This window comes from Clostridium sp. 1001271B_151109_B4 (genome assembly GCF_015670405.1).
Classification (GTDB): Bacteria; Bacillota; Clostridia; order Clostridiales; family Clostridiaceae; genus Clostridium.
The window spans coordinates 1-23,472 of sequence record NZ_JADPBQ010000028.1; the positions used below are offsets into that span (position 1 = coordinate 1).

The 23,472-nt window shown below is 25.7% G+C and carries 21 protein-coding genes and 2 pseudogenes; 3 read left to right on the plus strand and 20 right to left on the minus strand.

Annotated elements, in window-relative coordinates:
* The 13 genes from I4V63_RS14185 to I4V63_RS14245 form a co-directional block, all read right to left on the minus strand.
* Positions 1–115 (minus strand): sugar phosphate nucleotidyltransferase (locus tag I4V63_RS14185; protein ID WP_243280519.1); only part of this gene is annotated, 115 nt, incomplete at its 3' end.
* 10 nt (positions 116–125) lie between these two features.
* On the minus strand, positions 126–977 hold the full coding sequence (locus I4V63_RS14190) for a glycosyltransferase family 2 protein (RefSeq protein ID WP_196001888.1): 852 nt from the start codon (positions 975–977) through the stop codon (positions 126–128).
* Positions 978–1,004: 27 nt separating this feature from the next.
* Positions 1,005–1,673 carry a sugar transferase gene (locus I4V63_RS14195; protein WP_243280518.1) on the minus strand — a complete coding sequence of 223 codons (669 nt, stop codon included), beginning with the start codon at positions 1,671–1,673 and terminating at the stop codon, positions 1,005–1,007.
* Positions 1,674–1,974: 301 nt separating this feature from the next.
* Positions 1,975–3,315 (minus strand): O-antigen ligase family protein, encoded by a 1,341-nt coding sequence (locus I4V63_RS14200; protein WP_196001889.1) that lies wholly within the window; start codon positions 3,313–3,315, stop codon positions 1,975–1,977.
* 32 nt (positions 3,316–3,347) lie between these two features.
* Positions 3,348–4,235, minus strand: coding sequence for a glycosyltransferase family 2 protein (locus tag I4V63_RS14205; RefSeq protein ID WP_196001890.1), 888 nt, complete (start codon positions 4,233–4,235; stop codon positions 3,348–3,350).
* Positions 4,236–4,251: 16 nt separating this feature from the next.
* Entirely contained in the window at positions 4,252–5,247 is a 996-nt protein-coding gene (locus I4V63_RS14210; RefSeq protein ID WP_196001891.1) for a glycosyltransferase family 2 protein, read from the minus strand.
* Between the two features lie 51 nt (positions 5,248–5,298).
* Positions 5,299–6,246: a glycosyltransferase family 2 protein gene (locus I4V63_RS14215; protein WP_196001892.1), complete on the minus strand. Its 948-nt coding sequence runs from the start codon at positions 6,244–6,246 to the stop codon at positions 5,299–5,301.
* Between the two features lie 22 nt (positions 6,247–6,268).
* Positions 6,269–7,648: a DUF6056 family protein gene (locus I4V63_RS14220; RefSeq protein ID WP_196001893.1), complete on the minus strand. Its 1,380-nt coding sequence runs from the start codon at positions 7,646–7,648 to the stop codon at positions 6,269–6,271.
* Positions 7,649–7,658: 10 nt separating this feature from the next.
* Positions 7,659–8,129 carry a hypothetical protein gene (locus I4V63_RS14225; protein ID WP_196001894.1) on the minus strand — a complete coding sequence of 157 codons (471 nt, stop codon included), beginning with the start codon at positions 8,127–8,129 and terminating at the stop codon, positions 7,659–7,661.
* A gap of 33 nt (positions 8,130–8,162) precedes the next feature.
* Entirely contained in the window at positions 8,163–8,555 is a 393-nt protein-coding gene (locus I4V63_RS14230) for a GtrA family protein (protein ID WP_207746572.1), read from the minus strand.
* 419 nt (positions 8,556–8,974) lie between these two features.
* Positions 8,975–10,408: a flippase gene (locus tag I4V63_RS14235; RefSeq protein ID WP_196001895.1), complete on the minus strand. Its 1,434-nt coding sequence runs from the start codon at positions 10,406–10,408 to the stop codon at positions 8,975–8,977.
* A gap of 24 nt (positions 10,409–10,432) precedes the next feature.
* The gene (locus tag I4V63_RS14240) at positions 10,433–11,341 is read right to left on the minus strand and encodes a glycosyltransferase family 2 protein (protein ID WP_196001896.1); all 909 of its coding nucleotides are present in this window, start codon (positions 11,339–11,341) and stop codon (positions 10,433–10,435) included.
* A 23-nt stretch (positions 11,342–11,364) separates the two neighbouring features.
* Positions 11,365–12,243, minus strand: coding sequence for a glycosyltransferase family 2 protein (locus I4V63_RS14245; protein ID WP_196001897.1), 879 nt, complete (start codon positions 12,241–12,243; stop codon positions 11,365–11,367).
* 223 nt (positions 12,244–12,466) lie between these two features.
* Between I4V63_RS14245 and I4V63_RS14250 the strand changes: the two genes are divergently transcribed.
* A complete protein-coding gene (locus tag I4V63_RS14250) occupies positions 12,467–14,509 on the plus strand; it encodes an LTA synthase family protein (protein ID WP_196001898.1) in 2,043 nt (680 codons plus the stop codon).
* A gap of 186 nt (positions 14,510–14,695) precedes the next feature.
* Here the strand turns inward: I4V63_RS14250 and I4V63_RS14255 are convergent, their stop codons facing one another.
* Entirely contained in the window at positions 14,696–14,962 is a 267-nt protein-coding gene (locus I4V63_RS14255; RefSeq protein WP_196001899.1) for a PD-(D/E)XK nuclease family transposase, read from the minus strand.
* On the opposite strand from I4V63_RS14255, the pseudogene I4V63_RS14260 reads away from it, so the two are divergent.
* Positions 14,856–15,337: pseudogene (locus I4V63_RS14260) on the plus strand (IS3 family transposase); the annotation flags it as partial. The gene I4V63_RS14255 and the pseudogene I4V63_RS14260 sit on opposite strands and share 107 nt — an antisense overlap.
* Before the next feature lie 195 nt (positions 15,338–15,532).
* Here I4V63_RS14260 and I4V63_RS14265 read toward each other — a convergent pair.
* From I4V63_RS14265 to galE, 3 genes and pseudogenes are all read right to left on the minus strand, one after another.
* Entirely contained in the window at positions 15,533–17,215 is a 1,683-nt protein-coding gene (locus I4V63_RS14265; protein ID WP_196001900.1) for a HAMP domain-containing sensor histidine kinase, read from the minus strand.
* A 242-nt stretch (positions 17,216–17,457) separates the two neighbouring features.
* Positions 17,458–17,580 (minus strand): annotated as a pseudogene (locus I4V63_RS14270) (transposase); the annotation flags it as partial.
* 251 nt (positions 17,581–17,831) lie between these two features.
* The gene (gene galE / locus I4V63_RS14275; protein ID WP_196001901.1) at positions 17,832–18,842 is read right to left on the minus strand and encodes a UDP-glucose 4-epimerase GalE; all 1,011 of its coding nucleotides are present in this window, start codon (positions 18,840–18,842) and stop codon (positions 17,832–17,834) included.
* Between the two features lie 333 nt (positions 18,843–19,175).
* Between galE and I4V63_RS14280 the strand changes: the two genes are divergently transcribed.
* Positions 19,176–20,147, plus strand: a complete 972-nt coding sequence (locus tag I4V63_RS14280) for an LCP family protein (protein WP_196001902.1) — start codon at positions 19,176–19,178, stop codon at positions 20,145–20,147.
* Between the two features lie 164 nt (positions 20,148–20,311).
* Here the strand turns inward: I4V63_RS14280 and I4V63_RS14285 are convergent, their stop codons facing one another.
* The 3 genes from I4V63_RS14285 to I4V63_RS15825 form a co-directional block, all read right to left on the minus strand.
* On the minus strand, positions 20,312–21,106 hold the full coding sequence (locus I4V63_RS14285) for a hypothetical protein (protein WP_196001903.1): 795 nt from the start codon (positions 21,104–21,106) through the stop codon (positions 20,312–20,314).
* 844 nt (positions 21,107–21,950) lie between these two features.
* Positions 21,951–23,207 carry an ATP-binding protein gene (locus I4V63_RS15950; RefSeq protein WP_347707739.1) on the minus strand — a complete coding sequence of 419 codons (1,257 nt, stop codon included), beginning with the start codon at positions 23,205–23,207 and terminating at the stop codon, positions 21,951–21,953.
* Between the two features lie 58 nt (positions 23,208–23,265).
* The gene (locus tag I4V63_RS15825; protein WP_279325757.1) at positions 23,266–23,388 is read right to left on the minus strand and encodes a hypothetical protein; all 123 of its coding nucleotides are present in this window, start codon (positions 23,386–23,388) and stop codon (positions 23,266–23,268) included.
* Positions 23,389–23,472: the final 84 nt, after the last annotated feature.

Below are 23,472 nucleotides of genomic sequence, written 5' to 3' on the forward strand. Positions count from 1 at the left end.
ACATTGGATAATAAATCATTGGTTTATCATATATTGGCACCATTTGTTTTGACATAGCCTTTGTTACTGGGTAAAGACGAGTTCCTGATCCACCAGCTAAAATAATACCTTTCATATTAAATACCTCACTTTCTATTTTTCACAAATTTCATCCCTATAAATCTTGCTCCAAAATTAATTATTGCATCTATAATAATTAATGGTTTTTTATCTTGTATACTTCTTTTAAATATATAATTAAGAACCGTAAATCCACGTTCTCCAGCACTGTATTCTTTAAAATATGGATTTTGGTCAAAGAACTTTCCTATATCACTATATCTTTTTACAGTTTCATTAAAAGATAAATCATGCGAATGAATTATTTTAGAATCTGATGCATATTCAATTCTATAACCATTCATGATAAGCTTATATGCAAAATACATATCTTCGTTAGTAGGTAAATCCTTACTATCATATCCATTTAACTTAACAAAGACGTCTTTTAAAACAGCACTTGATGCATCAGAAAAGAAAAATGTCATAAGTCCTAACCTTTCAACATCCTCTTTGCTAACTATTCTTGTTTTATCTGGATAGTTTATTTCTCTTGTATATCTTTCAACTTTATGATTGTCATATCCGATTTGCCTACTAAACGCTGCTTCACATTTATTATTAGCAATATCTTTAGTTAGATGATATAACCAATACTCATCCTCAATTTTTATATCTTGAGTTATAAATACAACTATATCTCCTTTTGCAGCAAATGCTGCCTTTTCTCTAACTAAACTATGCGAAAAGTTCTCTCTAGAAATTTTTTCGTATTCACATTTTAATTTTTTTAACTTTTCCTCAGTGTTATCTTTTGATTCTGTTAAAATAAACTTTATTTCCTCTATACAAATATCCCTTTGTTTTTTTATATTAAGGTATAAATCTTCTATATAAGCTTCTGCATTATAAAGAGGACATATTATGGATATTTTCATGTACTTTTCCTCCGTTTTTAAACTTCTTTATACAGCGCCTTCTCCTCTTACAACAGATCCAAAGGTTTTAAGAATTATCTTAAAGTCTAACCATAAACTTCTATTATCTATATAATACATATCCATTTTAATTCTTTCTTCATATGTAGTATCGCTTCTTCCATTAGCCTGCCAATATCCAGTAAGCCCTGGTACAACTGAAAATAACTTATCAGCATATTCCCCATATAAAGCTACTTCTTTTTCAACTATTGGTCTTGGCCCAACAATGCTCATTGTTCCATTTAAGATATTAATTAACTGTGGAAGCTCATCAATACTACTTCTTCTTAAAAAATCACCAATTCTTGTTATTCTTGGATCATTTTCTAACTTAAAGTTTTTATAAAACTCTTCTTTTTGTTCCTTTGTAAAATTATTAAATATTTCCTCGGAATTTTGATACATAGTTCTAAATTTATATACTTTTATATCTTTTCCATGCAGTCCTTTTCTAGTATGACCAAATATTATCGGTCCTTTTGAGTCTAACTTTATAGCAATAGCAACAATAAGAAAAATTGGACTTAATAATATTAATCCTATTAATGATCCTAAAATATCTACAGTCCTTTTAAAAAACAGATACCATTGCGATCCTCTTTTTCCCTCTCCTATATCATTAGCTCTAAAATCAGTCATATTATCACACTCCATATGAATCTCCTATTAATATTCCCTTATAAGTATTATTATCAAATTTCTTTCTAATTACTATAGTTTTATTCATAAAAAATAATCCAACTTATATTATAGTATAATTTTTTAATAATAGATAAAAATTCATATATTCTTTGCATTAACTTAACTTTTTCTACATTTTTCTCTTAATCTTATTAACATTATACCTTAAATTTAGATTTATTTCTAATCATAGTAATACATAAAGTAAATGTTACTATTTAATGATATTAATGTCAATATAAAAGGTGCATTGTAAGTGCACCTTAAGTAAATCTTAATATTTTAAGTCATATAATTGTATTAAATAAACTTCCATAACTAAAACAAAGAATACTGATAATCCTGCTATATATGGATTTGTAATAGATGATGCTAATATAGACATTGTTCCTATAGTCCATCCTACTAAAACTTGTTCATCTTTCTTTTCTAAAGTTCTTTTAAATAATAAATTTAATAATTTAATAAAGTTAAATATTAAGTATCCAAAGAAGATCACTATACCTACTATACCTGTTTTAAATAATAACTCTACATAATATAATTCAAAACTACTACTACTAACTGGTTGTAAATTATTATCTTCCATATATTGAGGATACTCATCGATATGGGCTCCAAATCCCCATCCTAAAACTGGTTTTGCCTTAATTCTATCTACTAAAAATCTAAGTTGAATTGCTCTAACCTTGTTAGATTCATCATTTTCAAAATCTCCAATAGACTCGATTCTGTCTTTAATAGTCCCAGATGAATTAGGTAAATTTTGTTCTGGTGATACAGCAACTATAGTTTTTGGAAGTATTACTGCAACTAATATTAATGGTATTACTGAAATTAATATATTTTTTAAAGTTAATTTATATTTTCTAAATCTCCATAAATAATATGCAAATGCTATAATAACTACTCCTATTGTTCCAAGCCAAAATCCTCTTGTATTTGATACATATATTCCAACTAAAAGTATTGCTAACTTAACAATCCCAAAAACGTTCTTATCTTTATTAAATAATTTAATAAACATAACCGCTGCTGCAAGTTGCATAAAAATACCATTATATAAATACACTCTAGCATAATTATTAGACATTACTAATCCACTAATAAATCCATACTGTAATTTACTATTTAAATTATTATAAGTAACTATTATTTCTAAATTGTTAGGTAAGTAAATTCTACTTACAAAGAATAATGTAATAGTCATGATAGCAACTATAACTGCACAATTTACAAACACATTTATTATTTTATCAATATTTTCACTTCTACCTTTTACATAGGCTATTAAAAGTAATATATATATTATCCCTAAAAATGAATTAACATCTGAAAATATATCACCTAAGCTATTTCCATTAATTAAACCAATAATACTACCGTAAGCTAAATATATACATACAACAACAATTGGAACTAAAAACCTTTTTTCAACTTTTATTTTTTCTCTAAAAATCATATATACTGAGAATAGTGTTCCAACTACAAATAATCCCTTTCTTATAGGAAGTCCAAATAAATGTCCCAGTCCTCCAAGAACAAACTCAACAAAAATTAAAACTGTAACTATATTAAAAATAGTTCTTATAGTATCATTTTTTCCCTTCATCATCTTTTCTCCACTCTATGCTTTTATTTTTTATATTATTTATTACTTTCAAACTTGCCAAATATATTATTTTTATAATCTTTTATTCCTTTTCTAATATATTTAAACTTTTCTATTTTATTATCTTCAAATAAAATTATTTTTAAATTTTCTGTAATAAATCTTCTTTTGTCAGTTAGTACCCACTTAGGAAAATCTTCTTTATATTTATCCCAGATATAATGTCTGTTTCTACTCATATAATATCTTCTTAATGCACTATGGTTAGTTGGTATCATAGTGACCCCTAATACTTTTTTCTTTTCACTCTCTCCTAAATTATGCACTAAAACAGCAGAATTAACTTGTAGTATTTTATATCCTTTTTTATTTAAACTTAAACAAAAATCATGGTCTACTAAATCAATAAATAATTTTTCATCATACATGGCAACATCTTTATATACTTTTGCTTTAGTTAATGCACCTGAAGTAATTTCTGTTAATACCTCATTGTATGATTTTAAATTTATCTCTTCATTAATATTACTACTATTATTATACTCTTTTTCTTCAACATGTATTGGCACAAGCATTGCCACTTCTTCTTTTAAATTGCCATTAAGCCCCTCATAACAATTTAACATATTACTAATCATATCTTCAGTTACTATACTATCATGGTCTAAAGTTAATATCCATTCGTATTCCTTTTTAATAGAATACTCTATTCCTTTATTTAAAGCTGATGCAATCCCCTTATTCTCATTTAAATATATAACTGTTATTTCATTTTCTAAAGCTTTTAACATATTAATTGTTTCATTATTAGATCCATTATCTACTACTATTATTTCATCAACTTTTCCTTTAAGCTTATTAATACGCAATCTAAAATCATTTTCTACATTATATGTAATAATAATTGCTGCAACACTGTTCAATATTATCCCTCCATGATTACAAATCAAATAATTTATATATTTCCTCATCAGATATCTTTATATTTTTTAATATTTGATTTCTCTTTGCTTCCATTAAAGGCCTTTTACTTTTTACTTCTTTAACATACTTTAAGCATTTTCTATCAAATAACACAAAGAATACAAGATATTTCATTACTCCAATATATATTTTACTCTTATCTTTTTCAAAGGCATAATTTGTTTCATTTTTTATAATCATTAAATAATGATTTCTAAATGATATTCCCTTTAAAAACTCTGATTGGCTTCTTCTATTTTTTATAGTGTTTATTATACCCTTACTACTATTCATCCCTCTTCCATGATAAGAAATTGCATCATGAACGTAATAACATTTAAATCCATAAAGGTTTAATCTCCAACAAATATCTATATCCTCTTTATAAGCAAAGAAGTCATTATCAAAGTATTCTCCATTTACTTTAATCTTTTCTAAAGCATCTTTCTTAAAAACTGCAGCCGCCCCACAAACTCCAAATACTCTTTTATCTTCTTCATATTTACCTTCATCTGGCTCATTTTGCCCTATATCTATTCCCTTTCTATAGTGATTAAAGGCTATACCAACCGAATCTATAACATTTAATTTCTTATCTGTATCAAAATCATACTTTAGGAGCTTTCCTGTTACTGCTCCTATTGTTTCATCTTCTGAAAACTTATTAATACACTTTTCAATATAATTTTCTCCAAACACGATATCTGGATTTGCTATTATTACATAATCACCTTTTGCTAGCTCTATTCCTTTATTAGCCCCTCCTGCATAACCAGTGTTTTTATTTTTAAATAATATAACTTCTTCTTTAAAGTTATCTTCAATAATTTTCACTGAATTATCAGTTGAGCCATTATCTATGATAATAATCTCTATATTTTTATATTTTTGCTCTAGTAATGATTTTATACATTTATATAAGTACTTTTCACCATTCCAATTAACTATTGCTACTGAAACTAATTTATTCATATATAAACTTCTCTCTTCCTCTAACTAAATAGCATTATTTAATCTTATTAACTATTTATCATAATTTTCATTACCACTATATTCATCAATAAAATATAATGGTCTATTTTTAACTTCTATAAATATTCTTCCTAAGTATTCACCTATTATGCCTAAGCAAACTAATTGAATTCCACCTAATAATAGTATTATACATACTAAGCTTGCATATCCAGGAACATCTACACCTCTAATAATAGTCTTAAAGAGTGTAAATACCATATATCCAATAGCACCTATTGCACTTACCATTCCTATTATAGTTGCAATTCTTAAAGGAGCTACAGTAAATGAAGTTATTCCCTCAATTGCTAAATCAAATAATTTAAAGTAATTCCACTTTGTAGTTCCTGCTACTCTAGGATCTCTATCAAATTCTATTGCCTTCTTTTTAAAGCCTATTAAGCTAAACATCCCTTTAGTATATCTTTGTTTCTCAGGGAATGATTTCAATGCTTCAACAGCTCGTCTACTTAATAATCTAAAATCGCCTGTGTCTTCTTGAATTGGCACTGATGATACACTTCTTAGCACTCTATAAAATGAATGAGATGTAAATTTCTTTAATGCTGTTTCACCTTTTCTGCTTCTACGCTTTGCATATACATCATCATAACCTTCTTCATAATACTTAATCATATCTATTATTAATTCAGGAGGATCTTGTAAATCGGCATCTATTATTGCCACTACATCACCTTTTACATAATCAAGAGCTGCGGCCATTGCTATTTCTTTACCAAAGTTTCTTGATAAATTTAAATAACATACTCTAGAATCATTTTCCTTATATTGTTTTACTATTTCTAATGATCTATCTTTACTTCCATCATTAACAAATAAAAATTCCATATTATAATTAGGAATATTTTCTGAAAGCTTTACTAATCTCTCATACAAATAAGGTAAAGATTCCTCTTCATTATACATTGGGATTATTATGGATATTAATTCCTTCATAATTTTATATTCTCCTTTAAATTTAGTCTAAAATCTTACGTACATATAACATAAAACTATTTGCACATAAAATTATAAATACTAATATAAGATAAATATTAGCACGCCATTTTCTCAGAAACTCATTTAGTATTAATGCACTTATTACAATTATTAATATATCTGTAACAAAAAACACTCTTGCTCCCGATGCATATATAGTTGGTGATATACTAATTGATAGCGACGAACAAATTGCCGCTAAATATAATATTACTGATAAGTACTGCATTTCAATTCTATCAAATATAAGTAAAAACATCACTGGAATTATTAATAATGTACATAATAAAATAGATGTTGGTAAAAATAATTTAATATTATCAAAGTTTAATATATTTAAATTTTGAACACTTAATAATTTAAATATAAATAAATTTGTACTAATATTAAGAACTTCGAATACTCTTTCTACTATTTTTATAATAACAACTATCATAGGTATTGCTGCTAATAGTCTAATTAATACATCTTTGTATTTTTTCCAAATTAATATATTTATTAGACTAACTAATACAGCAATTAATATAATTTCATTTCTAAACATATGCTCTAAGAATAAATTAGTTCCCATCATTATTTTAGTTGGTAATGAAATCATATCCCATTGTCCAAACCATGTTATTGTTTCATTTTCAGATCTTGCATAATTTCCTGGCGCTAAAAATAATATTGCAGTATTAATTGCTATAAATATATTGAAAACAACTAAATCTAATCTTACCCTTTTATCTCTAATAATTAAATAAATATTCGTAATCAGTGCAAAACAAAGTATTACTAAAGATGCTTGTTCCATATTAGCCCCTAAAATTGCTGCAAATGCTAATACAATATACCACCTTTTATTAAAATTCTCGTTAAATAAAGCACTTTTAAATGGCAACATAACTATAAGTGCACATGCTACCGGCCATAAATAATTAAACGAACCTGTTATCCATGAAATTGCTGTTAAAAATACATCCTTATGTATAGTAAATATAGAAATGCAAATTATACTTTTAATTAATAACCTTTTACCTTCTGTCATTTCATCTACATATTTGTATGGAATTAATCTATATATTCCAAATGCTAAAACAACAGTCATTATTGTATTTAAAACTCTCCATAACCAAAGATTACATCCAAACATAGGTACCATAATAGATTCTATTACTATTCTTCCGGTCCAGCTTGTATATCTATGCTGTAAATAATCTATTAAATTTCCATTAAAAGCATCGTTTAAAATTGCTGAAAACCATTCATCATCTCCAGGAGTTACTGTTCTTTTAGCAAAAACTAATAACATTAATAATGCTAATATGAAGTATGGAATATTCTCTATTTTAAATATCTTATTAAATATTTTTTTCATATTCATCATCCTAACTTATCTCAATAAATTTATCTGTAAAAATCATCTTTTCTCGTTCATCCTGATTAACTATAATAAATCCAATTTGATACTTTTCGCCTTCAATAAGTTTATCATTATTAACTCTACCTATAAGCCCACATTTAATATAATTAGTTTCAACTGTATTTTTCCCCTCTAAATCTTCGCGTTCTTGCATTTCAGTTTTTATAGAAATAATATTTCCACTTTCATCTTTTAAAACAATCTTTCTATTTATATATTGATTTGTACTATTAGTTTCTGCAAGCCATCCAGTTATTACGATATCCTTATCGTAATAAGCAACATCTTCAATTTCATATTCAAAATCTGCATCGTAATTATTTTCTATACTTTTCACTTCTTTAACCTTTTCAAAGTCATATTTAACAAGAAAATAACTTCCAAAGCCAACAATGACAACTAAAACAAATAGCACCATTACTATTCCTTTTTTCATCAATAATATTCTCCTCATTTTTTTCTTTTGGTATTATTTCTCCTTAAATACCCATATTTTATTTACTATGTAATTAATAACCATAACAATAGCTGTAGTAATAACTAGTCCTACTAATTTATTAAATGATAATATATCAACTAAGAAATATAATATAGCCGTGTTTAATGCTAGTCCTATTAAATTCAAAATTATAAACTTAGCTGTTGTTTCCTTTTTATCTTCACCATTATATTTAAATACCCATTTGGAATTCCAAATATAACTGTTTGCAGTTGCAATAACATAAGCAATAACATTTGCAACAATATAATATACTCCTACAAAGTTTAATAACGCAAATATTATCCAATTAATTAAAGTATTTAAAACTCCTACAAGTCCAAATTTTATAAATTTATTTATTCCACTTTCCAAAAAATTCATTTTTTACTCCTTTTATTACTTAATTAGATTATTTAATACATTATTCAATATTATACACTTATAACATGTTCTTTATCAATTTATAATTAACTATATATAAACTTTTTAAGTAATTCTTAACAATTAAGTGAGATTCTAAATCTTAGATTTAGTTAATCGAACTTACTCAGCGACTGAAAGGAGTCGAGTTTCCTTTACAAAATTCTAAATCTTAGATTTAGTTAATCTAAGTTAACTCAAACTCCAAATTTTAATTTGGTTAAAGATACAATTTAGTATACCACGTTCTGAAATATCCTTGAATTTTCTTTTAATCCTCTTAATTTTATTAAAATAAATCAATTTTTTCTTTTTAAAAATTAAAAAGTGGCTAATGCCACTTTTTTAAATTTAAAAACTAATTAATAATTATAATTTTTCTACTTTTTCTTAATCATAGTCATAACTCTATTTATCATTTCTCTTTGAATATCATCTTTAATTATAAACATTATGCCTATGTAAATTACAACTCCTGATATACCTTGAACTACATTAGCAAGCATTCCATTACTTATGCTATTACCAATAAACGTAACTACTATTCCCATTATTATAGAAACAACAACATATTTAACTATCCCTAGTAGCATTCTCACAACAGGTAATTGCTTTCTTACTAATATTAATTGAATTACTATTCCTATATATTCTGCTGCAATTAATGATATTATTGCCCCAGCTGCTCCATGCTTCGGAATAAGCACTATATTCATAATTAAATTTATTATAGCAGCAATTATTATTGATAAAGTATATTTATTTTCCTGTTTAATTGCAATCAAATATTGCACTCCTATAATGTTAGCCCAACTTACAGCAATTATAATAAGCGAAGTCCAAGCTGTTAGTTGTCCTACTGGTAAGTATTTAGGCGCTAAAAACCAAGAAACTAAAATCTTAGATATACACATAAGTCCTATAGACATTGGTATTGCCATATATGAAACAACTTTAAATGTTTTTTCTATAATTTTAGGAACTTCTTCATGCTTTCCATTACCTATGATATTAGATACTCTTGGCAATAATACTACCCCTATTGATGTTATCATTGCTAAAACCATATTAACTATTTTTTGAGAATAGTCATAGAATATTACCTGATCATTAGTTGATAGAAAACCTACTAAAGTTCTTGCTACTAATGTATAAACTTGTGTTGCTATTTGAGGTAAAAATAATCTTAATAATGGTCTTATAGTTCTTTTTACTATTTTTTTATCTATAACTATCTTTCCTACATATCTAGGAACGTAAAACCACATTAATACTATACTTACTATATTAACTACTACTGTTAATAATGCATAAAGTAATAAGTCATCTGGACTCTTTATAAAAATAAATATACATGCAAGTCCAACTAATCTAGCAAAAGTATTTCTTATTACTACCTTTTTAAAATCTTCAAGCCCCATAAATAACCATGATATATCTATCATAACTGAAATTATATTTAATCCTTGTATTAAATATATAGTTGTATTACTATTCGTAAAACAACCTATAAATAAATAATAAGCTATTAATGAAACTGTACTTGTTGCTAGTTGTACACTATATAAACTCCAGAAAGTTTTTGCTAATTTTTCTTTATCATCTCTTACATATGCTATTTGCCTATTACCGTACATCTGCATTCCCAATGCACCAAATAACATAAAGTAATTTGCTATAGATAAACTTAGAGAATTTAATCCTAATTGTTCTGGATCAAACACTCTTGTCAAATATGGCATTGTTATAAGTGGAATTAGCATGCTCATTATCTGATAAGCAGTATTATATAAATAATTTTTTATTATACTCATCTTCTCTACTCCTATAAAAACAAATTAATTAAACTCTTTATACTCTATCTTTTTAGCTTCTTTATTTCCATCCTTGATACCCTTAAAAACGGATTTTAAAACTTCCATATTGAAATTCTTTAAAAGATTTATAATTAATATTATGTAATATGTTTTTTTTGCTTTTTTATATTTTTCTAAAGATTGATTTCTTTTTGTATACATAAATAGATTTCTTGCTAAATAATACTCTTTAAATCCACTTGTCTTATTCCCTGTTGCAGAATGCATATGATAAACAATACTTTCTTTAAGTACAGTTGTCTTAAAACCAGCTCTTTTTAATCTTAATGATAAATCTACGTCTTCATAATATGCAAAGAATTTGCTATCAAAATAATCTCCATTATCAAGCTTAACCTTTTCTAATGCTTTTGCTGAGTATATTGCTGCCCCTGCACAAGCTCCTTCAATAGTTATGTCTCTACCTAGTACTTCGTTTACTTCTTCTCTGTATCCAACTTGACTTGGAATTAACTTTTCATTAAATACTAATCCAGCTGCATCACACTTATTTCTTTCAAAGTAATTAATCATAAATAATTGAAACACGTCATATTCCTTATTATCTTCAATAAACTTTATTGCTTTAGATAAAGAATCACTAGGAACTTCAACATCATTATTTAATGTTAAAACATAATTGCATCCTTCATTTATTGCCTTTTTAATTCCTATATTATTAGCAGGAGCAAATCCGCTATTATGATCCATTTCTACTAAATCTATATTTAATTTTTCTTTATAACTGTTAATTATATTAATGGAATTATCCTTAGAATCATTATCAATAATATATACTTTAAAATCCTTAAATAACTGATTTTCTAAACTTGAAAGACATTTATCAATTAACTTTTCACCATTCCAATTAGCAATTACTATACCAACCATCTTTTTTCTCCTTGCTTATTATTCTATTTTAGCTTACCTCTAATCCCTTTTTTATAATCTTTATATCCTCTAAAAATCATTTTTATTTTATTAACTTTATCCTTTTCTCCAAGTACAATTTTCACAAATTCCTTTTTAAACAGCATTTTATCTCTATTTAATGTAAAACTATTTAAATCTTTGTACTTTTCCCAAGTATAAAATCTATTTCTAGTCATATAATATCTTCTAATAGCTGAATGATTAGATGTGTTAAATTTTAAGAATCCACTTTTTACAGCCTGGCTTTCACCTAAATTATGATAAAGTATCGCATCTCTAACCTTTATCATTTTTATATTTTTTTCATTTAATCTCATACAAAAATCAGTATCAACTAAGTCTATAAAAAGACTGTCATCAAAGAATCCAACTTTATCAAAAATTTCACTTTTTAATAAATTACCTGATGTTATTTCTGCATCAACATATTCATAAGCTTTTATTTCTGAATTTTCCTCTATAGACTGTACTCTTTCATCAACAAAATTAGGGAATATACTTAATATGTCCTTTCTTTCCTCTAAGTTTATATCTTCATATACTTCAAACATTTTTTCAATCATGTTATCATTTGCCTTACTATCTTGGTCCATAGTAATAACCCAGCTATAATCTTCATTTAATGCTTTTTTTATTCCAATATTTAATGCTGTAGCTATTCCTAAATTATCATTATTTAAAATTAAGTCTACCTTATTAGTATTTGAATTTTTTAATTCTTGTAAAATCTTTATCCCATCTCTATTAGAACCATTGTCGACAATGAACATTTTATCAACTTGATTTATTAAAGAATTAAAACATTTTGTTATTCCTTTATCAGGATTATAACTAACTATAATACAAGCTACCTTATTCATATTTACTCCTTAACTAACAAATTTAACAATATTTATCACCTTTCATAACAATACTTTAGATTATAACATATATTTTTTTTAACTTACCATACATTTTGTATGAATGTTTTTAATTTATACATAATAATTTAACATTTTCTATGCATTATTTAACATTGTCTAATATTTTCTTAACATTTATAATATAATTATTAGATAAACACTTCATTCACAAGGAGGAAAGATGATAAAAAAATTATTTGATAAAAAAAGCTTATTAAATATATTATTATTTGTAATTTATTCTTTACTTTTAGTATTTTTAATAGAATGGATATCTAGGGGTAATTTTGCTGACGCATATGAGTTCTTCCGTCATCAATTTAGTAAATTTACTTATAATGTATTAATTGTTGCTTTAACCTTAAGTCCTTGCTTCTTATTTAGAAGAAGACTTTTCGCTTTTAGTACAGGCTCTATTATCTGGATAGTCTTAGGTATAGCAGATAATTTAGTAATTAAATTTAGAGAAACTCCTCTAACTTATGCAGATTTAGGGATGGTTAGCAGCGCTTTTGAGTTGATTACTCAGTATTTATCTAAGAACTCATTGATATTAATAATTATTTCATTTATCGTCACAATATTAATATTAACAGTTTTATTTTTTAAATGTAAAAAAACAAAAGTTAATTACCTAAGAAACATTGTATGTTTATTAGTATTTTTGTTAACGTTTTCCAGCTCTATTGATTATGGTTTAAAAAATGGTATCATTACAACAAACTTTTGGGATGTAACATGGGGGTATGGTGCTTATGGTTTTTCTTACTCCTTTTACAATAGCTTTGTAAATACTGGAATATCTAAACCTAGTGGTTATTCAAAAAGTACAATTTCTGATATAACCGATACTTTAGCTACTTTAGATCCTGAAAATTCTGATTCTATAACTACAGTAGCTACCTCTATAAGTAGAGATGTTGATTTGTTAGATGTTGATCTTACTTCACAAGCTAGTGATACTCTTGTTAAACCAAATATTATAATGATTCAGCTTGAATCATTTATAAATCCAAACTGGTTAATTGATGTAACTTTTAATGAGAACCCTGTAAGTAATTTTGAGTACTACTCTGAAAACTTTTCTTCTGGTTTAGTTACTGTACCTGCAATGGGAGGGGGAACTGCTAATACAGAATTTGAAGTTATTACAGGTATGTCAACTGAATTTTTTGGTGTTGGAGAATTCCCATATAATACACTTTGTTCAAAAACTCCAGTACCTTCATTAGCATATACTTTAAGAGAATTAGGTTATACATCTAATTCACTTCATAATCATGATGGGAAATTTTATTCTAGGAATAAAGCTTATGAAAACTTAGGTTTTGATGCTTTTACACCTATTGAATCAATGCCAGTTCCAGAAAAAACACCATTTGGATGGGCAAAAGACAATGTATTAATTGATCAAATCTGTGATATATTAACTACAACAGATTCTCCTGATCTAGTATTCGGGATATCTGTTCAAGGACACGGAACTTATCCTAATAATCCTTTAGAGGATAAAGTAATTTCTATTATAGATGGTTTTGAAAGAGAAAATAAAAATAGCTTAGAATATTATGTTAACCAAATACACGAAATGGATATTTTTGTAAAAGATTTAATTGAAGCAGTAAATAGCTTAGATGAGCCTTCAGTAATACTATTTTACGGAGACCATTTCCCAGCTTTAGGATTTTCAGCTGATGATATAGCTGAAGCTAATCTTAGGGAAACACCTTATTTAATATGGGATAACATGGGCTTAGAAGTAACTAATAAAAACGTAAAATCTTATGAATTAACATCATTAATTATGGATAAGATTTCTTTCCCAAGTACAGCTTTATCATCACTTCATAATAGTGATCTTGATTCTGAAACAAAGAAAGAATATCTTAATCAGTTAGAATATGACATGATATACGGAAGAAACTATACTGGTGAATTTTCAGAATTAATTCCATCTGAAAGTTATAAAATTGGATTTAAGGATGTTTCTATTGATAATGTAGAAGTCATAGATGACTATATAAACATTAAAGGATCTAACTTTAATACTTTTAGCCGAGTTTTTGTTAACAATAAAGAAGTTACTACTAATTTTGTAGATGAAAATACTTTAAGTATTAGCAAATCAGATTGTGCTAATAATTCTATAATTAAAGTATCTCAGTTAGCCTCTGGATCTGCTACAGTATTCTCTTCTTCAGATGAATTTACTGTAACTTATTAAACTACTAATATAAATAATAAGCTAAAGAAAAAAGATGATTTACATATTTTAAATTACCTCCTGTCAAATAGACAGGGACTGTAGATAATTTTGTGTAATATAGTTTCTTATAAATCAAATATTACTGGAAATTTTGATTTCCAGTAATATTTTTTTATTATCTAGAAATGCTAATAATGTGTTTTTCTATTTTTTTATAGTCATTTCTGCTTTTTCAAGTTTATTACTTATAGGATTTTCTATAAATTCCATCCAGGCATCAAATACATCTTTCATTTCTTCATTCTTTGGTAGTTTAGGTAATTCTATAAAGTGTATTTCCTGAAGATCTGTTAATTCTTCATTGAATGAAAAGGGTAAATTTCCAAGGGATATATTTACAGAGTGTGGCTTTGATGTTGATGTAATTGGCTTAAAAAGAATACAGTCATCAGGTAGCAGATGGCGCTCCACATTTCGAAGAAATGGTGTAGAACAATTACAAGATACTAGAAAATTTAATACAGGAAGACCAACCGAAAAAGACTTATTTTTAGGGGAAAAATATGAAAAACTACAAACAAAGTTAAAGCTTTTACAAGCAGAGAATTAACTTCTAAAAAAGCTAGAAATGTTAGAAAGGGGAGTGAATCAAAAGAAATAATAGTAGCAGCAAATAAAAAGTTCGAAATTATGAAATCCTTGATTGCTAAATATAAATTTAAAAATATGATTAGCTATCTGTGTAATATTTACGGTGTTTCACGCTCGGGTTATTATAAGTACTTTTCATCTATTACTATAAAAAAGCGTGAGTCTAACGAAGTTAGAGATTTAGAGAGTAAAGATTATAATAATTTTAGAGGACAATGAAACTTAAAAAAGATGACTCCTGTTCAATACAGAAATAATCTTCTAAATTAGTCTACTCTTTTTTAAACTGTCCTTGACAAGGAGTACAAGTTTATATCTTGAGTTCCTTTTTTATTATAATAACTTTTCTCTCTTCTTTATATCTCTTCCCTAAATAATATTATAGTTAAATTAATCATATATATCTGAAAACTCAATATTACATCTTTCTATATGGCTATTTTCATTTGTTATTGTTTTGCTTATAATTTCTTCTTCAATAATCTTTATTGGTAAATAAAATGTAAATTGAGTACCTTTATCTATATTATCTAAATATATCTTTCCACCATGCATTTCTACAAAATTTCTAGCTAAAAACAACCCTATACCACTACCTTCATTTCTTCTAGTCAATGAATCATCTACTTGAGAGAACTTTCCAAAAATACGTTCTCTATTATTGTAATCTATCTTTTCTCCATAATTTTTAACAGATATAAATACTTTATTTAAATCTACGTTCATCTTTATTTTTATCTCAATATCTGTATTATAATCAGAAAATTTAATTGCATTAGATATTAAATTAAGCATAATTCTTTCAATCTTATCTTGATCACAAGCTAAAATTACTTCTTCAATATCTGTATCAAAAATTATATTTCTTTGTTTTTCATTTGCATATTGTACTGTAGACATAGTTATATTTTCTACAATACTAACAATATCATAATTTCCTAATTTCAAATCATAAAAACTACTATTTATTTTTGCAGTATCCATAATATTATTTACTAACCTTAATAACCTATATGAATTTTGTTTTAATATATTTAAATATTCTTTATATTTTTCATTGCTAAAACTAATATTATTACCTTGATTATATAAGTTTAATAATTGTACAGTTGAAAGTATTATATTAATTGGTGTTCTAAATTCGTGAGATATATTTGATAAAAATTCTATTTTCATAGATTCTAATTTAATATTATCTTCTACTTCACTTTTATTTTCCATCTGCTTTATTATAATGCTTATTTTCTTTAAAATTTCATTTATAAATGAATCATCTTGATTAATATAATTTATATTTTCATTGTAAGATATTAACACTAATGCAAATAATTTGTTCGCTAACTGTATATGTTTAATTTTCAGATTCTCTTTTATATTATTTTTTTGTAATTTTTCTATTTTGTCATATAGTTCAGAATATTTTTTTTCATCAATTTCATTATCACATAGTTTATTTTCTATTTCTTCATCTATATATATTTTTATTTTAAATTTACTTTCTTTTTCATTTTCACTTATATAAAAATTAAACATTTTTTTATCTTCATCATATAAAAGTATATCTATATTCTCATAATTCATAACTTTTTTTAATTCTTTTAATATAGACTGTATAATTGCTCTATCATTTTTTTCTTTACTTCCGTCTAAATAATTTAACAAATTTCTTTCTAATCTTAATTGTATATTCTTATCTAATGATACTTCCTTTGCCACTCCTCCTATAACTTTTTCTTTAGTTACATCAGTATTTAGTATAAATTTATGTACTTTATGCCATATATTTTGTCCATCTACATTGCTATATTCTTCATTATATATATATCTATTATTATCAATAAGTTCTTTATCTGTTTTCTCACATTTTTTAGCTATATCATATTCACGCAACTCATAATCAGACTTTCCTATTATTTTTTCTTTAGTTAAACCTAATTTTTCAGCACCATATCTATTTATATATATATATTTCATTTGTTCATTTTTTAACCATATATGATAAGGTAATTTATCCAATATTTCTTCTAAATACTCTCTATTATAATCCTTTATTAATGTATCTCTTTCTAGCATTTATTAAAACCACTCCCATTAATTCTATATAATACAATATATAATATATTATATATTGTATTATTTTTAAACATTAATTCCATATTTTATATTTATAATATAAAACTTATACTAATAGGTATTATTTTGAAAATATATAATAAGATCCAATAGAAAATTCATATTCTAGTATTTTCATAAATAAATTTTCTTTGTTTATTAGTAAATGATTTTTTTCCACTTATTAAGTTGGAAGTAACTATTACTTTATCTGTTATTTTAGAAACCATTGATGGTGAGATTGTTATTCCATATAAATCTTCTATCTCAGCCTGAATATCGCTAGTAGTCATACCTTTTGCATAAAGAGAGATTATTTTTTTATCTCTGAATTGTAATCAAAATTGATATCATTTTTTCTTCCCATAGAAAATCCTCCTAAAATCTATATAGTATATTATTCCAAACATACCAACTAATCATAAAAAAAGAGTAGATAGATTTATTTTTTACATAAATCTATCTACTCTCCCAATAGACAGGAGCTAATTCATCTATAAATAATCTTTTTTCTTTAAATACTTTAGCTATTTTTAATAATCTATTTTATTAAAATTTAACATTTATACTTCTCTTATTAGTTATATCCCTTAGGATTATTGCTTTGCCATCTCCAAGAGTCTTCGCACATTTCCTTAATTCCTCTTTCAGCTTTCCATCCTAATTCTTCATTAGCCTTCTTAGGATCTGCATAACAAGTAGCTATATCTCCCGCTCTTCTTTCTACTATTTCATAAGGAATTTCTCTTCCTGATGCTTCACTAAATGCCTTAACAACATCTAGCACTGAATATCCAATACCAGTTCCTAAATTATAAGTTACAAGCCCTGGATTAGTTGCAAGTTTTTCTAAAGCTTTAACGTGTCCTACAGCTAAATCTACAACATGGATATAATCTCTTACACCTGTTCCATCATGAGTTGGATAGTCATTACCAAATACTCTTAATTGTTTTAATTCACCAATTGCTACCTTTGTGATATATGGCATTAAGTTATTTGGAATTCCATTTGGATCTTCTCCTATTATTCCACTCTTATGAGCTCCAACTGGATTGAAGTATCTTAGTATTGCTATGTTTAATTCTGTCTCTACCTTTGCAATATCTCTTAGCATATCTTCAATCATAAGCTTAGTTGCTCCATAAGGATTAGTAGTTGATAAAGGAGAATCTTCTGTTATAGGAACTACCTTTGCATCTCCATAAACTGTTGCAGATGAACTAAATACAAAGTTTCTGCATCCATATTTCTTCATAGCTTTTAATACTACTAATGCACTTGTTAAGTTATTGTAGTAATATTCTAATGGTTTTTCAACTGATTCACCTACTGCTTTAAAGGCTGCAAAATGAATTACTGAATCTATATCATTTTCTTCAAATATTCTTTCTGTTTCATTTACATCTGTTAAGTTAACGTTATAAAATTTAACGTCCTTACCTGTTATTTCTCTAATTCTATCTTTAACAAGTTCCTTACTGTTACTTAAATCGTCGGCAATTACAACATCATACCCTGTATTTAAAAGTTCTACTGTTGTATGACTTCCGATATAACCCATTCCACCTGATACTAATACTGCCATAATTAATTTCCTCCCAACTAATTATTAATTTCCTCACTTATTATTATATAACATATTTTTCAAATATTAAATAACTTTTTTAAATTAATTAATAAAGTTTTCTAATTACTTTTCCTTATATAATAATACCATATTTTTCTTAAATAAATTTATACATTTTATACGAATATCTTCCCTGTAATTTACCCAATATAACTTGAGCATTTATCTAATCAGTTGAATATTTTCCCATAAAAGAGCAAATATTAATATTTTCTGTCAAATTGCATTTATTCATGTTAAAATTATTACGTTATTAAAAATTACAAGTTTTATGATTATAGGGGTGAGCTTATGAAAGGGAAATTATCTACAACAAAAAAAGTACTAATAGGTATTTGCTTAGTATTAGTTTTAATAGTTGGAAGTGCAGTATTTGCAATTAATCACTATGCATCTAAAGTTGAAAGGGTTAAAATCGATAGATCTACCGTAACTGAAACTGGTAAAGAACCAGCAAAAGAAGATCAAGATCTTATAACGATTGCTTTATTAGGAACAGATTTTAGCCAAAATGAACTATATGGTAATCATTATGGGGCTGCAGACTGTACTATGATATTAGGAATAGATAAAAAGAATGATAGACTTAAACTTTTCTCACTAATGAGAGACATGTATTTAGATTTACCTGATGGAAGTGGAAAACAAAACTTAAATTACACAATGGCATATGGTGGACCAGAGGTTATATTAAAAACTATAAATACAAACTTTAATTTAACTGTTGATAAGTTTATTTCTGTTAGTTTACACACTTTACCTCAAATTATAGATAAGCTTGGTGGAGTTGAACTTACAATAACTAATGATGAATTAAATTATATAAATGGATATATTTCTAATATTGATAAGGAAAATGGTACAAGCACTGAAAGATTAACATCAGCTGGTACTCATACTTTAAATGGAACTCAAGCGGCTGCATATTGTAGAATAAGATATACTGAAGGTAGTGACTATAAGAGAAGTGAAAGACAAAGAGATGTTCTTGATGCTTTATTTAACAAATTTAAAGGTTCATCAATTACAGAATTAATTTCTATAATGGATGATATTTTACCTTTAGTAACAACTAATCTTACTAATAGTGAAATTATCTCTATTGCTAGTACAGTATTAGGCATGGGTATACCTGAAATAGAACAATCTAGATTCCCTCTTGATGGGAAATCTGAAACTATTTATACAGATATGTTACATTTAACTATAGATACTGAAGAAACTACTAATGACATACATAAATTCTTGTATTCTTTAGAGTAATTTAAAATTATACCTAAACAAAAAAGAAAGTATTAATTTAACACTTTCTTTTTTGTTTTATATTTATGTGAATAACAAGTGTTAAAAACCTATAAGTTTATGTTTTTAACACTTGTTTCTTATAATATCTAAGCTGATTACTTACCTAAAAGCCTATACTTTATTTATCGCCCCCCTTCATGCTTCTCTTTAAATAACTTACTACTTACCACCGATAAAAGCACACATAACAATAAAACCAAATAAATAATACTTAATACTCTATGCCTATTCTTTTTACTAATCGTATCGGCTTTATTAGATGAAATATCACTTCCTGAATTACTCTCTGTAGTATTACTAGTATCACTTGCTTCGGCTTTCTCTATATTTGAATCCTCTTTATTATTTTCATTATTTATACTGTTTTTATTTGTATCATTTTCTTCTGAAGCTGATAAATCTTCATTGTTATTTGTTATGCTATTATCTAAATAATTTAATAAATTATCATACTCCTCATCTGTAAACGGTGATTTTTTATAATTATCATAATATTTCTTTGCATCTTCAATATTACATTTTAATAATACATCATCATCTTCCTTATCCTTAATCTCTAATTCCTTATTATCTGAATCAATCCTAACTTCGATATCTAAATCATTAGCAACTCTTAATGCTTCACTATATATTCCAACAAGCTCTGATAAAGAAAAATCACTTATTTTCTGCCCCTCTTTAATCCTTGAAAACACTTCACTGCTATTATTCACTATTGCTTGAATTTCTTCAGTGCTAATATCTAAGTTTTCTATGTGCTCGCTAATATTTTTTGAATACTCTTCTGGAATTCCTACCTCTTCAAGCTTTTCCTTAAAAAAGTCAATATTTTCACTATGTACTGGCAATATAAATGTATTTATTAATAAAAAACTAATCACAACCATTTTGGTTACTATTTTAATCACTCTTTTCATAGTTTTAGCTCCTTTTTATAAATTCATTTATTTTGATTATTGCCATAAATCACAAAAATAAACTTTAGCTTATAAATGAAAATAGTTAGACCAAAAAGGTCTAACTATTCCCATTTATAGTGAAAAAAGATACTATCACTTATATTCATTTTTTTAGACATTTCTTTTGCTTCATTTACAGATTGATGAGCCTTAATATTACTGTAATTAATATCAGCATTGAACTCAGATTTTCGCTCTAATAACTCCATGCCTATACTATTTTTAGGTTGCTTATTTAAAAATTATATTTATAAGTCTTGATTCTAAAGAGCTATTTTTTCCTCAGAGGCGGTATATATTACTATTATTTATCATAGTAAATAAATTTAGGACACCTCTGAGACTAATATTGTGCACTTATAATATTATTTCCTTACTGTTAAATCTCTTTTAAGTAATTGTAAAATTATGTTTAATTTATGTTAACTTTATTAATTATTTATATATTTGATAACACCTTTGTTTGAATCATATTGCTTAATTGAGATATACTTTATTAATTATTTATATATTTGGTAACCCATTTTTCATGGTTTAAATTTTCTAATTTATAATTATTTAATTTAATATATTTAAGTAGTAAAAGCTAGGCTTTATCTAACTTTCATTCTTTATTTCTTTATAAGAATATGGTTTTCTCATAAATAAGAAATAACCTTATAATCCAAAATTCCGGATTACAAGGTTATTTAACAACTATATTTGCGATACATTTTTACTTGTAGCATTTTTCCTTCAATACCACTGACTCAATAAAATTAATATTAAATCTTTAATTAATAATTACATAAACTATCCATTATTAAAGTCTAGGTATATTTATAGTGAATTCAGTAAAATCATCATCACTTGATACACCTACAGTCCCATTAGCACTCTCAATAATTTCTTTTACAATTGAAAGTCCAAATCCATTTTCTCTTTTACTATTTTCTTTTGTTGAGAACCCAACATCAAATATCTTATCTATTATATCTTCTCTAATCTTTGGTCCATTATTTTTTATTTTTATAATAACATCATTCATACTATAATATGACTTAATTTGTATTACTCCATTTTGATTCATTACATTAACAGCATTTCTTAATATGTTAGAAATTACTCTTTGAAACTCTACTTCTGAAATACAAATATCTTCAAAATCAATTTGATCATCTAATATAATATTTATTCCCTTATGTTCTATTCCATTAATAATAGCTTCCATAACGGAATCAGAACCATTTATTATTTCAATTTCTGATGCTACATTACTATTGTTATTGATTATGCCTTTTAAAACAGACCCTAACCTTTCATATTGTCCCATTAAGTATAATCCATATAAATATGATATCTGTGCTCCATAATCATGTTTAACTTTTTTTAATTCGTTATTCATTTCTTCTAAAGCAAGGTTGACATTCAATATTTCCTTTGATTTCTTTTCTATATTAAAGAAATATAAAGTAAGTAAAACAATAAAAATAGAAAAACTTATAAATATAAATTCTTTAAATAATGGATTGTCTCTGTCATGTACTATTGCATTAAATGATACTAAAAAATCCATAACTATAGTTACAATGACTATTGCTACTATTGATATGTTCCTACTTCTTATTACCTTATAAATTTTCTTTATAAACTTTTTATTACATAATATTAAAATAGCCATTATGTACTGTGGTAAATACATAAATATTATCATGCCTAATTCAAGATACTTATCTAAAAATATATATTGTAAATATCCTAAATAAATATTAGAACAGATTATTAAATTTATAGCTATAGATATATATACTATCCCAAACCCTATCATTGATCCTAATGGGTCATTTTTAAATATTATTATTATTGAAGTTAACATTACAAAATGAATAAATATTGTTCCTAAACTTGAATTTCCTACAAGTCCAGTTGTAATTTCAATCATAGCCCATAAAATTACTACCATTGCTATTAAATCTTTTGAATTTTTTTGATATATTTTTTTAGTGCAATAATTTGAAATATAAATTAAAGCTATACTTTGTAATAAACTACTAATTGAGTCTGCTATATTGATAATCACGTCTGTCAAAACCTTCCTTAACTTTTTATGGAATATGGGCATTTCCTTCTGTCAAAACCTATCTTAATTTTTTTATAGAATCTGGCATTTCTTCCACACCTATAGTTAATACTGATGCTGCTCCTGAGCCTACTAATAATGTAGATATAAATAATAAACAACTTGCTACCATTCTTTTCATTTAAAGTGGACCCTATGTCAAGGACATTAAAAAAAAGGGGCTAAGCCACTAAAAGCTGATTTCTGTATTTTACAGGAGTCAGCT

Bases quoted from the DNA above. Each gene is read 5' to 3' on its own strand.
- I4V63_RS14265 (WP_196001900.1), bottom strand. From the start codon at position 17,215: ATGCTAGAAAGAGATACATTAATAAAGGATTATAATAGAGAGTATTTA.
- I4V63_RS14250 (WP_196001898.1), top strand. From the start codon at position 12,467: ATGATAAAAAAATTATTTGATAAAAAAAGCTTATTAAATATATTATTA.
- I4V63_RS14225 (WP_196001894.1), bottom strand. From the start codon at position 8,129: ATGAAAAAAGGAATAGTAATGGTGCTATTTGTTTTAGTTGTCATTGTT.
- I4V63_RS14220 (WP_196001893.1), bottom strand. From the start codon at position 7,648: ATGAAAAAAATATTTAATAAGATATTTAAAATAGAGAATATTCCATAC.
- I4V63_RS14210 (WP_196001891.1), bottom strand. From the start codon at position 5,247: ATGAATAAATTAGTTTCAGTAGCAATAGTTAATTGGAATGGTGAAAAG.
- I4V63_RS14240 (WP_196001896.1), bottom strand. From the start codon at position 11,341: ATGGTTGGTATAGTAATTGCTAATTGGAATGGTGAAAAGTTAATTGAT.
- galE (WP_196001901.1), bottom strand. From the start codon at position 18,842: ATGGCAGTATTAGTATCAGGTGGAATGGGTTATATCGGAAGTCATACA.
- I4V63_RS14230 (WP_207746572.1), bottom strand. From the start codon at position 8,555: ATGAATTTTTTGGAAAGTGGAATAAATAAATTTATAAAATTTGGACTT.
- I4V63_RS14235 (WP_196001895.1), bottom strand. From the start codon at position 10,408: ATGAGTATAATAAAAAATTATTTATATAATACTGCTTATCAGATAATG.
- I4V63_RS14195 (WP_243280518.1), bottom strand. From the start codon at position 1,673: ATGGAGTGTGATAATATGACTGATTTTAGAGCTAATGATATAGGAGAG.
- I4V63_RS14190 (WP_196001888.1), bottom strand. From the start codon at position 977: ATGAAAATATCCATAATATGTCCTCTTTATAATGCAGAAGCTTATATA.
- I4V63_RS14245 (WP_196001897.1), bottom strand. From the start codon at position 12,243: ATGAATAAGGTAGCTTGTATTATAGTTAGTTATAATCCTGATAAAGGA.
- I4V63_RS14200 (WP_196001889.1), bottom strand. From the start codon at position 3,315: ATGATGAAGGGAAAAAATGATACTATAAGAACTATTTTTAATATAGTT.
- I4V63_RS14280 (WP_196001902.1), top strand. From the start codon at position 19,176: ATGAAAGGGAAATTATCTACAACAAAAAAAGTACTAATAGGTATTTGC.
- I4V63_RS14215 (WP_196001892.1), bottom strand. From the start codon at position 6,246: ATGAAGGAATTAATATCCATAATAATCCCAATGTATAATGAAGAGGAA.
- I4V63_RS15825 (WP_279325757.1), bottom strand. From the start codon at position 23,388: ATGAAAAGAATGGTAGCAAGTTGTTTATTATTTATATCTACATTATTA.
- I4V63_RS14285 (WP_196001903.1), bottom strand. From the start codon at position 21,106: ATGAAAAGAGTGATTAAAATAGTAACCAAAATGGTTGTGATTAGTTTT.